9 protein-coding genes are annotated in these 14,745 nt (G+C 54.8%); 4 read left to right on the top strand and 5 right to left on the bottom strand.

Annotated elements, in window-relative coordinates:
* Positions 1-3: 3 nt before the first annotated feature.
* From KK078_RS24650 to KK078_RS24660, 3 genes are all read right to left on the bottom strand, one after another.
* Entirely contained in the window at positions 4-1,425 is a 1,422-nt protein-coding gene (locus tag KK078_RS24650) for a T9SS type A sorting domain-containing protein (protein ID WP_254092998.1), read from the bottom strand.
* Between the two features lie 152 nt (positions 1,426-1,577).
* A complete protein-coding gene (locus KK078_RS24655) occupies positions 1,578-2,981 on the bottom strand; it encodes a hypothetical protein (protein WP_254092999.1) in 1,404 nt (467 codons plus the stop codon).
* 230 nt (positions 2,982-3,211) lie between these two features.
* Positions 3,212-4,591, bottom strand: coding sequence for a hypothetical protein (locus KK078_RS24660; protein WP_254093000.1), 1,380 nt, complete (start codon positions 4,589-4,591; stop codon positions 3,212-3,214).
* 968 nt (positions 4,592-5,559) lie between these two features.
* Between KK078_RS24660 and KK078_RS24665 the strand changes: the two genes are divergently transcribed.
* A complete protein-coding gene (locus KK078_RS24665; RefSeq protein WP_254093001.1) occupies positions 5,560-7,179 on the top strand; it encodes an ABC-F family ATP-binding cassette domain-containing protein in 1,620 nt (539 codons plus the stop codon).
* 159 nt (positions 7,180-7,338) lie between these two features.
* Here KK078_RS24665 and KK078_RS24670 read toward each other — a convergent pair whose 3' ends face one another.
* Positions 7,339-7,776, bottom strand: a complete 438-nt coding sequence (locus tag KK078_RS24670; RefSeq protein ID WP_254093002.1) for a DoxX family protein — start codon at positions 7,774-7,776, stop codon at positions 7,339-7,341.
* 163 nt (positions 7,777-7,939) lie between these two features.
* Here KK078_RS24670 and mgrA point away from each other — a divergent pair, with 163 nt between their 5' ends.
* The gene (mgrA, locus tag KK078_RS24675; RefSeq protein ID WP_254093003.1) at positions 7,940-8,929 is read left to right on the top strand and encodes an L-glyceraldehyde 3-phosphate reductase; all 990 of its coding nucleotides are present in this window, start codon (positions 7,940-7,942) and stop codon (positions 8,927-8,929) included.
* A 529-nt stretch (positions 8,930-9,458) separates the two neighbouring features.
* Complete coding sequence (locus KK078_RS24680; RefSeq protein ID WP_254093004.1) at positions 9,459-11,258, top strand: L,D-transpeptidase family protein; 1,800 nt, start codon at positions 9,459-9,461, stop codon at positions 11,256-11,258.
* Here the strand turns inward: KK078_RS24680 and KK078_RS24685 are convergent.
* A complete protein-coding gene (locus tag KK078_RS24685) occupies positions 11,170-12,063 on the bottom strand; it encodes a murein L,D-transpeptidase catalytic domain family protein (RefSeq protein ID WP_254093005.1) in 894 nt (297 codons plus the stop codon). The genes KK078_RS24680 and KK078_RS24685 overlap by 89 nt on opposite strands.
* A 310-nt stretch (positions 12,064-12,373) precedes the next feature.
* Here KK078_RS24685 and KK078_RS24690 point away from each other — a divergent pair.
* A partial coding sequence (locus KK078_RS24690) for an ABC transporter permease (protein WP_254093006.1) occupies positions 12,374-14,745 on the top strand: 2,372 nt, incomplete at its 3' end.

A 14,745-nucleotide genomic window follows, 5' to 3' on the forward strand; every position in this document is an offset into this window, starting at 1 on the left:
GTTTTAATCGGCCTTCACCAGTCTGCTTTGTCCCACCGCATTCTGCCGGTGGAGCAGGCGCACGACGTAAATGCCGGCCGGCAGATCACCCACGTCGACGTTCGCGGTACCGTCTGCCGACGATAACCCGAGCGTGCGATGGAGGGTAACGCCTTGCGCCCCGACCAGCTCGATGGCATCGATCGCTTTCTGCCCGCTGCCGGTCTTAACCGACAGCATACGTCCTTGCAGCGGGTTGGGATATACGGCTATTGTCCACGCGTCGGGGTCTTTTTCGTTGCCGACAATGACTTCGTCTTCTTTATTCACCGTGATCGAGAACGTTTCTTCGGTGATGCCGATGACGTTGGCGGCCTTCACTACCACGGTATAGTTACCCGGTGGCAACGACTCTTTCGCGGTAAGCGAATGGCCGTCTAATGCAAATGCATTGTTGTCGGCGGTGCTGCCCGGCAGCGAAAAGATCATGGGCTCGAGACCATCGGCAGTAAGATCGCCCACCGGAATCTGCGGATCGAATCCCTCTTCCAATTCATTGTTGCTAAGCGCCAGGGCAAAGGGTGCCTTGGCATTTACCGGAGCCTTGCCGTGGCGGATCATCCAGGTAAACCAGTCGGGATCCGGATCGGCTTCCGTCCAATGATAGAATGTCGTACCATCGATGGTGCCGGTGAGCTGCTCTTTCGTTTTTCCCAGGTTGTTATAGACGTAGATCCACGATGCGTGGGCAACATCGACAAAGGCGGTAAAGCGGGTGCGCGTCGAATCGAGCGCGTAGAGTTTGTTGTGAAAACCTTCGGCTTCGCTCATCCGGTTGGGGTTGATGTCGGCGTCGCCGTGAAAGATCCATACATATTGATCGTTTTCTACAATGCGCTTCGCATCGTTTACGGCCGTGGCCAGGTTGGTGGACATGAGTGAAAACGTGGAAAAGGCCCGGCAGGCCGGTGTATTGGCAATGATATAGTCGCGAATGCCGTAGCCGCCGGAAGAGAAGCCGGCCAGGTGTTGCTGCGTGGGCTGGATGATGCCCTTATACTCCTGGGTGGCCCAGGCTACGAAGGCCTGGAGGTCGTTGGTGCCGTCGCCCGTCCAATACCCGCTGTGATCTTGCGGCGCCAGCACCACCATGGGCACGTCGTGGGTCTTGAGCCACTGGCAGAGATAAGTATTAAGCACTTTGTCTATCTCTTCATAGGCCCCCCACCCCTTCTCGCCCAGGCCGTGCAGCCAGTATAACACGGGGTATTGCGTCTTACCACTCCCGTCGAAGCCAGGCGGCAGGTATTCCACATAGCCTTTGACATTGCCGTTACGCGTGCGAATGGCATATTTGGTGAGCGTACCGTTTTGGGCAACGACGGTCTGCACCGCCGTACAACAGAACACGGCGGCCCAAATCAGGAAAAGTAAAGGTCTTGACATGTATATATGAGCGGTTTGAAGTCGGCGAAAAAGAGAACCGTGGGGGAACAGCGATTCTCTTCCTGGCGTCACTAAAAGATTGTGCCAGGGCGATGTGGGGCGAAAACCGTGGCCACCCCGCGGGACTTGCGGGGTGGTTGAGGCTCGTATCGTTATTGCTTGACGACGCGCATGGTCTCCATCGAGGCATAGCGGCGCCAAATCTGCAGGGTATACATACCCGGTGTCATGTCAAAGGGAAACGTGAGGGGTACGCCTTTCTGGCCGGGTACATTGATGTATCGCGCGCGGACAACGCCGGCGGGGTCGAGTACCAGGATGGCGTTGAAGAATACATCGTCTGCCTGCGGCGTGATGTTGAGGTTGTTGCCGGCGACGGGATTAGGCGATATGGTATACGTTGTGCCGTTACTGCTCTGCCCCACGGAGATCGTAAAGGCCTGGCGGACACTGCCCGTACCGTTGGCGGCTTGCAGCTGAATGGTATATGTGCTGCGACCCGCAAGCGAGCTCGCTACCGTAAGCTGGTTGTTTGCCACGCGGAATTTAGCGTTGTCATACGCTCCCGACACCAACGTGGTGGTTACCGGCGCCGTGCCGTTGGCGGAGATGCTGCCGACCACTGTGCCCGCTCCTGCCCCGCTGCCGACACTGGTGTTGCTGAGTGCAATGCCGGTGGGCGCCGTCCCGCTTGCCGGCGGCGGAGCGGCGCCGGTTTTCGGGTGCGACAAAAGCCAACCAAACCAGTCGCGGTTCGGATCGCTCATCGTCCAGTTGTAGTAGGTTGTCCCCGATTGTGTACCCGTTACCTGCGCGGACGTCCGGCCGGTGCCGTTGTATACTTTGTCCCAGGCACCGTGGCCGAGGTTGAGGTATGCCGTCAGGCGCGAACGACGCGAATCGAGTCTATATACCGCATTGTGAAAGCTGGCCACCGAGGCCAACTGATTGGGTGTAACGTCGTTCTTACCCTGGTGAATCCATACATATTGATTGTTGGAAACGATCTGCGAGGCCCGTCCCACGGCACCATCGAGGTTGGTGGACATCGGCGTAAAGGTCGAGAAGGCTTTGTATGTGGCCGAGTTGCCTACGATAAAATCACGAATGCCGTAGCCGCCCGACGAAAGGCCCGCCATGTGCTGCTGATTCAGGTCGATGGAGCTCCTGTAATAGACTTTAGCCCACTCGACAAACCTGGCAATGCTGTTGGAGCCGTTCCAATACCCACTGGCGTCCTGCGGTACGAGAATAATAAGATCTACATCGTTTGATTTGAGCCAGTTCGAGATCTGTTGGCTCATCAGCTTGTCGAGTGAAGACGAGGTACCGCTGCCCACGCCTTCAAGTCCGTGCATCCAGTAGAGCACCGGGTATTTTTTTGTGCTGACATAGTTTGGCGGCAGGTACTCAATGTATCCTTTGGGGTTGGCGCTCCGGGTGTTAACAGGAACTTTGGTGAGCTTGCCCCGCTGTGCGTGGGCCTCGGTGCAAATGCCGGCGCTGATGGCGGCGATCCACAGGAAGAGTAATAAAGGTCGTACCAATCGTTGCATATCTAATATAGAGTATAGTTCCAGCCATGTCGCCACCCGTAGATGACATCTTCTAAACTGAGGTAAAAAGATATGCCCGCCTGCCGACGGGGCGCCGCGGCGACCAACGGCTTGTCGGCGCGACGAGCGACCCCGTAAAACACAAAAGCCGGCCTGTTGGGGCCGGCTTTTGTAGAAACCGTGGTCGGCGTGGGACATTTGTCCATCAGCCGTGGTTTAGAATGTTCAGGTTAATTCTTTACGAGGCGTACTGTTTCCATCGACGCGTAACGGCGCCAGATCTGCAGGGTATAGATGCCGGTGGGCAGATCGAACGGGAACGTAAGCGGTTGGCCTTTCACACCTTGTACGTTGATGAAGCGTGTCCTCACGACGCCGTTGGCATCGACCACCAGGATGGCGTTGAAGAACACGTTGTCTTGGTTGGGTGTAATCGTCAGGACGTTTCCGGTGATCGGGTTCGGATATACCGAGTAGATGCCGCCCGCGGACGGTGCCACCGTGACGGTGAACGACTGCTTATACGTGCCCTGGCCGTTTGCCGCTTGCAACTGTACGGTGTACGAGCTCTTTTCTGTCAGCGTACTGGCGAGTACCAGCTGGTTGTTGCTGACGCGGAACTTCGCGTTGTCATAAACACCCGATACCAGCGTGATCGTCACCGGAGCCGTACCGTTGGCAGAAAGGTTGCCCACGATCGTGCCGGCAGGAGCGCCCGAGGCTACGCCGGTTGCGCTAAGCGTGATCGATGTCGGTGCCACACTGGTCGGAGGAGGCGTGGTGGTGCCGTTCTTCGGGTGCGACTTCATCCAGCCGAACCAGTCTACGTTCACATCGCTCATCGTCCAGTTATAATACGTCGTACCCGACTGTGTACCGGTCCACTGCGCGTAGGTTCTGCCGGTGCCGTTGTACACTTTGTCCCATGCCGAGTGACCCAGGTTTACGTAGGCCGTGAGGCGCGCACGTTTCGAATCCAATTTGTACAAGGCATTGTGGAAATTTTGCACCGCGGCAATTTGGTTGGGCGTGACATCGGCCGTGCCCTGGTGGATCCACACATATTGATTGTTGGCCACAATCTGCGATGCCTTGCTGATCGCGCCGTCGAGGTTGGTCGACATCGGCGTGAACGTCGAGAATCCCTGGTAGGTGCTGGTGTTGCCTACGATGAAATCGCGGATGCCGTAGCCGCCGGAAGACAGGCCGGCCATGTGTTGCTGGTTCAGGTCCATGCTTGACTTATAGTAGGTCTTCGCCCACTCGATGAACCTGGCAATGCCGTTGGTGCCGTTCCAGTAACCGCTGGCGTCTTGTGGAACCAATACGATGAAATCCACAGTGTGTGTCTTCAGCCAGTTTGCAATCTGACGATTCATCAGAATGTCCAGTGAGCTGCTGGTACCCGGTCCAACTTCGCCCAGACCCGGCAGCCAGTACAGCACGGGATACTTTTGATTGGCAGAATAATTGGGGGGCAGATACTCGATGTAACCTTTGGGGTTAGCACTGCGAGTGTTGATGGGTACTTTGGTGAGCTTACCTTGCGCGAAAACTACAACTGCTGAGCAAAACAGCCAACAGATCAAAAACAAAGATCTGAGTTTCATTTTTTACCTTCTCCTCTTTTAGCTTATGAGGGGGCCAGTTGCACGGTGCCACAGAACGTTGACCGTCAAACTGTTCATAATGGTTGATATTTTTTTTGCGAGCGAAAGCAACCCATCGGACATCAAAACTGTTATCCCTCTTCACACTTTTGATCTCTGACGAAAGGCTCTATTGCTTTCGTGGTGCAAACATACTACAAGGAAGTGCGTCGCTCCATCCGTTTATCGATGAGCTGAATTATTAGGCATGATACTATCATAATAGGACGATGAATAACATCGAGCCCCACAACACCAACGCCCACTGTGTAAATATCTTTGTCGCTCACAACGCCGTCACAATACGGCGAACATCAACACTTAACAATTGCTTCACATCGTCTCGTATTCCGTCGCTAAACCACTGATAGTATAGCGCTTACGAACACGAACTTAAAGTCTTCCACGACGGAGTCATTACATACTATAAAGTATACCTTGTGACGAGCGAGGGAAGCCAGACACAAGGTATAGATGTAAGTTCAAGCGTACTCCGTCGAGTATTTGATGAACATGTATACACCTGGTCTAAAATTTCCGTGCCAACCGGTGTTATTTGCACAGCAGCCGTCCCGTTTGAATGAGCAGGTGGTAAAGCGGGGGAATGTTGTAGAATTTTTCCACATGTATGGTGGAAAACAAGAATCAGAAAGATAAAAAATGACGCTTAAAAAATCAGGCCGCTGCGCGCGCGTCCGGAAATTTGCAAGCACCGGCTATCGCAGGGCCTGCACGGTATGAAAACGTATGCGACGTTTTTTGCGGCAGCTGTTGCACGGTCACGGACATAGAAAACCCGGCCATTTATTCATTCAACAAAATTTATAACGGCAATTGTCTCTCTTCGCAGAATTAATAAACACTCGGTGCGCCGTCCCGTCCGGTTGGCTACTTTTCTCTATCTTTGCCCTTTGATCTTCCCATAATACATGATCGCAGCAAACAACCTATCGCTCCAATTCGGAAAGCGTGTGCTTTTCGACGAAGTCAACATAAAATTTACGGCCGGCAACTGTTACGGCGTGATCGGCGCCAATGGTGCCGGTAAATCGACCTTTCTGAAGATCCTGGCTGGCGACATCGACCCGACGCGGGGCAAGGTGTCGATCGATCCGGGCAAGCGCATGACGGTGCTCCGCCAGGATCATCACGCTTATGACGAAGTGCCGGTGCTGGATGCCGTGATGATGGGCCACAGTCGTTTGTGGGCTATCATGCAGGAGAAAGACGCCATCTATGCCAAGACTGATTTTTCGGAAGAAGACGGCGTACGCGCATCGGAGCTGGAAGCTGAGTTTGCGGAAATGGATGGATGGAACGCGCAATCGGATGCGGCGGCGCTGCTGAGTGGCCTGGGCATTACCGAAGAAGATCATTACAAGCTGCTGCAAGAGCTCAGCGGTAACCAGAAAGTTCGGATCCTGCTGGCGCAGGCACTGTTTGGCAACCCCGACATCCTGATCCTCGACGAACCCACCAACGACCTGGATATCAACACCATTACATGGCTGGAGGACTTCCTGCTGGAGTTTAAAAACACCGTGATCGTCGTGTCGCACGACCGTCACTTCCTGGATACGGTCTGTACGCATATTGTGGACATCGACTTCAGCGCCATCAAGCTTTACACCGGTAACTACACCTTCTGGTACCAGTCCAGCCAGCTCGCCCTGCAACAACGTTCATCCGCCAACAAGAAGGCGGAGGAAAAGAAGAAGGAATTGCAGGAGTTCATTGCACGTTTTAGCGCCAACGCCTCGAAATCGCGCCAGGCGACCAGCCGCCGCAAGCTGCTGGAGAAGATCAACGTAGACGACATCCAGCCGTCTACGCGCCGTTACCCGGCCATTATCTTCCAACAGAAACGTACAGCCGGCGACCAGATCTTGCAGATCGAAAATCTGAGCTACTCGCTGAACGGCGCCACGCTCTTTAAGAACCTCGATATCTACGTTAACAAGGGCGACAAGATCGCTTTCCTCAGCAAAGAGGGCCTGGCGATCACATCGCTGTTCCGCGTCCTGGCAGGTGAGCTCAAGCCCGACACAGGCGAGTTTAAATTCGGCCAGACCATTACCCCGGCGTACCTGCCGGCGAACAACGAAGAGTACTTTCAATCGAACGACAACCTGGTAGACTGGTTGCGCCAGTTTGCCGAAGAAGAGAACAAAGACGAAGTATACATCCGCGGCTTCCTGGGCAAGATGTTGTTCTCGGGCGAAGAGGTGTTTAAAAAATCCAACGTATTGTCGGGGGGTGAGAAGGTACGCTGCATGGTATCGCGCATGATGCTGGCCGGTGGCAACCTGCTGATCCTTGACGAGCCGACCAACCACCTGGACCTCGAATCTATCACGGCGTTCAACAACGCGCTGAAAGATTTCCCGGGCACGGTACTCTTTACGTCGCATGACCACGAGTTTACCAACACGGTAGCGAACCGCATTATCGAGATCTCGCCCAACGGCTTTATCGACAAGCTGATGTCATACGACGAGTATATCGAGAACGACAAGGTAGCCGCGCAGAAACTGGCGCTGTACGCATAGGACACTGGCGGCACTTCTTTCATTCGTTTCACGTCAAAATTTCCCCAAAACTCTCGGCTGATAGCCTTGGTATAGGGGTGGTATGGCCGTGGTATAGGGGTAAGATACGGGTGGCATACGGGTATGACGCCAGCACGATGCCGGTCGGTCCATTTAGCGTTAACGAGACTTCGAGATAACGAGACGCTTTACGGCCGGCCATGCGCCGGTCGACCATAGTGCCCAGACGACGAGGACGGGCTGGAAAAAGAGGCGGGCGAAACGTTTTTCCTCGGTGTCCAGGCCAAAGGCGTCGATGTTGTTGACGTATTGGGCGATGTTGCCGGGGAAGACCAGTATATAAAATATGGCAAGCGTAATGCCGACCTCCACGCGCCGGCTGCGCCAAAAGACCATGGCCAGACCAAGCATGATCTCTACTATCCCTGAAAGGACCACTACCAGGTCTTTGCTCATCGGCACCCAGTCGGGGACCTGGGCCTGAAATTCCTGGCGTTGAAAGGTGCAATGGCCGATGCCGGCCAGGAGCATGAAGATGCCCAGGAGGATGCGGGCGATGTTTTGGGCGACGGTGGTGTTGGGGGACGGCGTTTGCATGGCGCTGAGTTTTGAGAAAGGGTCAAAAACTGTACCGGGGCGGTTGTTCGGCGGCGGAAGTTGGATAGAACGACCGCTGTTACGGATCTTGTGTGGGAATTGTAAAAAGGAATTCTACCTTCGGCCCAACAATTCCAAAACAACCGATAACACTCACTTTACTATGGCTACTTCCTTTCATGCCGCCCGCTACAGCCAGATGGAATATCGGCGCTGTGGCAAGAGCGGAATCAAACTGCCGGCGGTATCGCTGGGCCTTTGGCACAACTTCGGCTACGTCGACACGCTGGAAAACGGCCGCGACATTCTGCGCCTGGCCTTTGATGCGGGCATTACTCATTTCGACCTGGCCAACAACTATGGCCCGCCGCCGGGCGCGGCAGAAGAGAACTTTGGCCGCATTTTGCAACGTGATTTTACCAACCATCGCGATGAGCTGATCATTTCCACGAAGGCCGGTTATACCATGTGGGAAGGCCCTTATGGCGACTGGGGCTCGAAGAAATATCTGGTGTCCAGCCTGGACCAAAGCCTGCGGCGCATGAAGCTTGACTACGTGGACATCTTTTATCACCACCGTCCCGACCCGGAAACGCCGCTGGAAGAAACCATGCGTGCACTTGACCTGATCGTACGACAGGGCAAGGCGTTATACGCCGGCATTTCCAACTATCCGGCAACCGAGGCGGCGCGCGCCATCCGCATCCTGCGTGAGCTGGGTACGCCCTGCCTGATCCACCAGCCTAAATACTCCATGTTCGAGCGTTGGGTGGAAGACGGACTGCTCAGCTTGCTGGACGCCGAGGGGGTCGGCTGTATACCGTTCTCGCCGCTGGCACAGGGCATGCTTACCGATAAATACCTGCACGGCATTCCGGCCGACTCGCGGGCTGCCAAGGCCCACGGGTTCTTAAAAGAGAGCCAGATCACAGACGCGCGCCTGCAGCAGATCCGCCAGTTGAACGACCTCGCCACCCAACGGGGTCAGAAACTGGCACACATGGCGCTGGCCTGGATCCTGAAAGACAAGCGTGTTACCTCGGTGCTGGTAGGCGCCAGCCGTCCTGAGCAGCTTGCCGATTCGCTGCGTTGCCTGGAGAACACCCGCTTTAGCACCGACGAGCTTGCCGCGATCGAGCGCATCCTGGGATAAACCTTCGCCAATCTGGGAGAAAATATTCACCGGCGATAAACGTTATAAGCATCGGGTACAGGCAGAAGAAGATTTTTCGCCTGTACCCGCCCGCCGGGCATATTATTTTTATAAGAAAACAGGGGCATTTTCGGTCAAAAGAAATACTGATCCTACGTGGCCTGACCGGTCCCGCGCAACGTTGGGGCAGGCCGTTTTCTGACGCTTTGGCACATGCTGTCAAAAAAGCTATGTCCGTGCCTTAACTCCTGTTCAGGGTTTAGCCTGATTTTACGTGCTTTCCACGTTAACCCTACATGCAATTTTTACTGCCGTTTTTACCGGCATTACGAATTGGCGCAAAGGTTGTATACATTGTGGTGTCAGCAATGTTGGTAAAGCCTGACATCCTTTGAAGACCTATCTGAAATGTGCTGGTAAATCCACAAATGTCGTGGCAGCACACTCGTTATTCCTCACTTCGGTAGTACAGATCGTACGCTTTCTACGGGAATTCTTTTTTTCATCTGGCTGGAAAGATTCATGGAAAATGAAACAGCCTTCTTTACTACCCGTGTACAGGTATACCTCGTGGGTGCTTTTGGTGCTCGTGATGGCCTCCTGTCATAAAGACCTGACCCAGGTCGCGCAGACCCCCAAGACCACCTTGCCGGTGGTGACCGACACAACCGCCCTACCGACGCCCGTGCTGATGGCCGGGAAAAGCGTGCTGATCGACTCGATCAAGCACCCGCTTGACAAACGTAAGCTATTACTTCCGGTAAAAGACGCTTACCAGAACCGGAAGGTACAACAAAAGATCCACGGCTTTTATACCGCTAACGGCTACAAGACCAAATGGCTGGACGACATCGGTCCAAATTCGCTGTATACGGCGCTGGCCGAAGAGTTGAGCCATGCCGACCGCTACGGCCTGGCGCCCGAAGAGTACGACATCCGCGAACTGGACCACCTGCTGCAGTCGGTTTACCAGGTGCAGCCGCCGGCTTCCGACCTGATCGTGGAGCTGGACATGCAGATCACCGAAGCTTTCTTCCTGTTTACGACGCACCTGACAGAAGGCAAACTTACACGCGCGGCGGGCAATAACATCTGGATCCGCAACAGCAACAATGCTATTGCGTCTAAAAAGTCCGAGCTCGACGTTCAAATGCTGGCGGGTATCGAAACTCCCGGTCAGCTGGCCGAAATGATCCGCCGCGTACAACCGGCCAGCGAACAGTACGGCCGTCTGCAACGCGCCCTGGAAGAGTATCGCACCTTGGAAAAGACCAACACGACGGCTTTTCCGGTGATTCCGGTAACGGAAAAGATCAAACCTGACGAACGTCATGCGTCGGTGCCGGTGATCCGCCGCAAGCTGTCGCTGACAGACCTGAAAGTATATACCATGCCTGTGGATACCACTACGGGCATGGCTGACTCTCTATTATATGATGCGGAGCTGGTGTCGGCGGTGAAGTGGTTTCAGCTGCGCCACGGCCTGACGCCCGACGGTATTGTCGGCGAGCGTACCCTGCGGTTCCTCAACCAGCCGCTGAAAGAAAAGGCAGACATCCTGGCCCTGAACCTGGAGCGGATGCGCTGGGTTCCCGAACGCAATGAAGACAGCTATATCCGCGTGAACGTGCCGGAGTACATGCTGCGCATTTATGAAAACAAAAAGCCGGAGTTTGAAATGAAGGTGATCGTGGGCGCACCGAACAAAGCCACTCCGATCTTTGACGATGTGCTGAAGAACATCGTTTTCAGCCCGACCTGGACGGTGCCGACCAGCATTATCAAAGAAGAGATCATTCCGCACCTGCAAAAAGACCCGCAGTATTATGCCGAGAAGAACTATGCGTTCTACCGCGGCGATGTAGCGATCGATCCTTCTACCGAAGTATGGGAAGGAGAGAATGCCAATCCTTACCGGGTGCGTGTCGTGCAACAACCCGGCCCGGACAACTCGCTGGGACGCGTGAAGTTCATGCTGACAAACGATATGAGCATCTACCTGCACGACACCCCCAACCACCGGTTGTTCAACAAAGACTATCGCGCCTTGAGCCACGGCTGCGTGCGGCTGGACGAGCCGGCCCGCTTTGCGGCATATCTGTTAAAGGATCAAAAGGGCTGGAGCATGGCCTCCGTGCAGAAGGCCATGGACGGAAACGCTCCAGCCGGTATACCATTGAAAAAACATTACCCCGTTCACCTGGAATATTTCACAGCGTGGGTAGATGACAATGGTTTGATTAATTTTCGCGAAGATATCTACGGTTTCGATAAGCAACAGCTTCGGGAGCTGTATACGGTAGGAGGTTCTTCTGTAGCTGGCCTGTAAACTTCTCCGCCAGCGGTTCTTGCTGACGGGCCATCATTTCCTCCGGTTGTATGAGAGCATCATACGTTCTGAGATAACGCGATGAGGTCAGGTAGTTGATATCGTCGTAGTAAGCAAAAATGGCGGTATGTCCTTTGATCGCATCGATCACTTCCCTTGAAATTTCCTTCGGTAGTGCCGGGCAACCCTGGCTGCGCCCCAGGCGACCGTAACGGCGAATCCACGACTCGCTTACGTACTCTGCATCGTGCATGACCACGGCGCGCTCGCGCATGTTGTCGTTATAGCCCTGGTCCATGCCGTCCAGTTTCAGGCTATAGCCTTTGCTGCCGATATAGGTTTCGGCGGTTACATAAAAACCCAGGCTGCTTTGGTTTGAATGTACGGTGTTGGAAAACGCCTTGGCGAGGTTATCACCGGTGTTGCGGCCGTGTGCAACGTAGGTATGAAACTTCACAGTGAGTGTACTCATGTCGAGCGTATAAAAACGCTTTTGCGTGCTGGGCTTTGTAAAGTCGATAATGGTAAACAGGTTCTTATCGTTGAGCTTGCCTTCGCGCCGCAGCGTAGCATAGCCGATCATGCCGTAACGGAAGGCTTCGTAAGAAAGATCATATTTGGCGAGCCCGATGGTGCTGTACAGGCTATGCAGAGAATCTTCCAGGTTAAACCGTTTGGTCGCGGGGATTTCTATTTCAAGCGCCGGGACCGAGTCGGGAGCCGCTGTAAACGGTGCGGCGTGGGTGTGGAAAAGATTCCCTAAACAGAGGAAGCCGAGGATAAGGTACAGCACGGTATGTTTCATTCAGAGAGGGGGTTATGTGGTCAAAAAATCGATAGTGCGAAGAAAGGCTCCGAATCCGCTAAAAAAAAGCTAATGAACGACGAAACAGTACATCCGAAGAAAATGAGCTGATTTTGTATGCCCATTGATATCTACACTTTCATAAAAGTAGCACAAAATTCTACATATCAATTAGTTATGAAGAGTAAAATACCCATTCCTGGTCCCTGCCCCACCCGTGAGGCACAGAAACCCCAGGCATAAAAAATTACAAAGACTGCGGCTTTTACGCAAGGATTTAATTACTTTTACTTTTGTTAAGTATATAGTTATGAAGCACCATCCTCCTCAAAAGCCGCTAAAATTCCTGCGATGGTTTTGCCGGGAGGATTACCTGGAAGAGATCGAGGGCGACCTGGTCGAGCTCTTTGAACAGGAATCTGAACAGTCGCCACACCGGGCACGACGCGCATTCGTCTGGCGCGTGCTGAAGTATTTGCGCCCCGGTTTTATCCGTTCGTTCTACACTCGTCCCCTCGCCCCTACCGCCATGCTAAAACACAATCTCCTGGTTACATTGCGAAGCTTTCAACGGTATAAAGCTTCCTTCCTCATCAACCTCGTCGGCTTAACGGCCGGCCTGGCGTGCGCCCTGGTCCTATACTTATGGATACAGAACGAGCTGCTGGTGGATCGCTACCACACCAACGATACGCGCCTGTATCAGGTGTTGCAACACACCGACGAGCAGGGAAATATTACCACCGGCACGGGCACAACGGGCGTGCTGGCGCGTACGGTCATGGCCGAGATTCCCGAGGTCGAGCAAGCCACGACGGTGGTGCCGGCGCAATGGTTTACCGATAAGGGTATTCTGACCCTGGGCGACACGCGCATGCGCCTCGGCGGGCAATATGCCGAGCCTAACTACTTCCAGGTCTTTACCTGCCCGTTGGTCGCAGGTGATCCCGCGAAGGCGCTGACGGACAAGTATAGTATACTCCTTTCCCGGACAACCGCGCTGCGGCTTTTCGGCACCACGGAAGATCTGCTGGGCAAAGTGGTGGAATGGAAGATCGGCTTTAGCCAGGGTCTGTTTCATATTACCGGCATCTTTGAGGATATTCCTACCGCCGCCACCAACCCGTTTGATGTAATGCTGAACTTCGAAGTATTCCTGGATGACCGTCCGTGGTTGCGCGAGTGGGGTAATAGTGACCCCAATACGTTTCTCGTCATGCGGCCGGGCGCCGATATCGGAGCGGTGAACCTCAAACTTTCGAAACTGCTGCAAAGTCATTTAAAGGAGACACGACACTCGCTCTCCGTTCAGCGCTTTTCAGATCGGTATCTGCACGGCCGGTATGAGAACGGCCGGCCGGCCGGTGGTCGCATTTTATATGTGCAGCTCTTTTCGGTCATTGCCGTATTCCTGGTCGGCATCGCCTGTATCAATTTTATGAACCTTTCTACCGCGCGGGCTTCGCGGCGGATGAAAGAGGTCGGTATCAAGAAGGCCGTTGGCGCCGCCCGTAGTGCTCTGGTCGTGCAATACCTGCTGGAGTCGCTTCTTATGGCGTTCTTGTCATTGGCCCTTGCCGTCGTCGCTGTATGGATGCTCCTGCCCACGATCAACAGCCTGACAGGCAAAACGCTGATGCTGACATGGGACATGCACCTGGTGCTGCCGGCGCTTGGCATTACGTTCCTTACAGGCATGTTAGCGGGCAGTTACCCGGCGTTGTACCTCTCGGGTTTCCGGCCGGCATTGGTGCTGAAGGGCAAGCCTGTCACGCCCACCGGCGGGCTGCTGGCGCGACGCGGACTGGTCGTGTTTCAATTTGTGGTGTCGGTCGTCCTGATCGTGACGGTGCTGGTGGTATACCGGCAGATGGATTACGTCCAGTCACGCAACCTGGGCTACGACCGCGATCATGTCGTCACATTCGAGCTCGAGATCATACCGCAGCCGACCGAAGAGTTCCTGGCCGAAGGCGGTACGTTCGAGCGCAGTGTCGAGTCGTTCCTGCAGGAGATCCGGCAAGTGCCCGGCGTGGTACAGGTAGCGAACTCCGCGCACACCATCACGGGCTACCACGGCCGCCTGGGCGGCATCGACTGGCGTGCGGGCGAGGACGACAACGAAATGATGTTCTCGAACCTGGAGGTGGGCTATGACTTTATCCAGGCGCTGGGTATCCGCGTACTGGACGGCAAACCCTTTTTACGCGACGCGGGCCCGGGGCGGCGCGGGGTGATCTTTAACCAGGCGGCCATCGACCACATGGGCCTCGCCGACCCAGTAGGCAAAACGTTGCGGCTGTGGGGTCAGGAGAAGGTGATCGTCGGCGTGGTCGAGAACTTTCACTTTACGTCGCTCTTCGAGAAGGTAGAACCGCTTGTCATGCAATTGGAGCCGCGTGGCACCACGATGATGGTGCGCCTGCGCGCCGGCGAGGAACGCGAAACGCTCGCCCGCCTGGAAACACTCTACCACCGCCACATGGCCGGGCTGACCTTCGACTACCGCTTCCTGGACGACACCTACCAGGCGCTCTATGCCTCCGAGCAACGCATTTCAACGTTGTCGCGTTACTTTGCCGGCATCGCCATCCTGATCTCCTGCCTGGGCTTATTCGGATTGGCGGCGTTCCCGGCCGCGCGCCCGGAGAAGGCAATCGGGATACGCAACGTGCTGGGCGC

It is taken from the genome of Dawidia soli, from assembly GCF_018598185.1.
Lineage (GTDB): Bacteria > Bacteroidota > Bacteroidia > Cytophagales > Cyclobacteriaceae > Ohtaekwangia > Ohtaekwangia soli.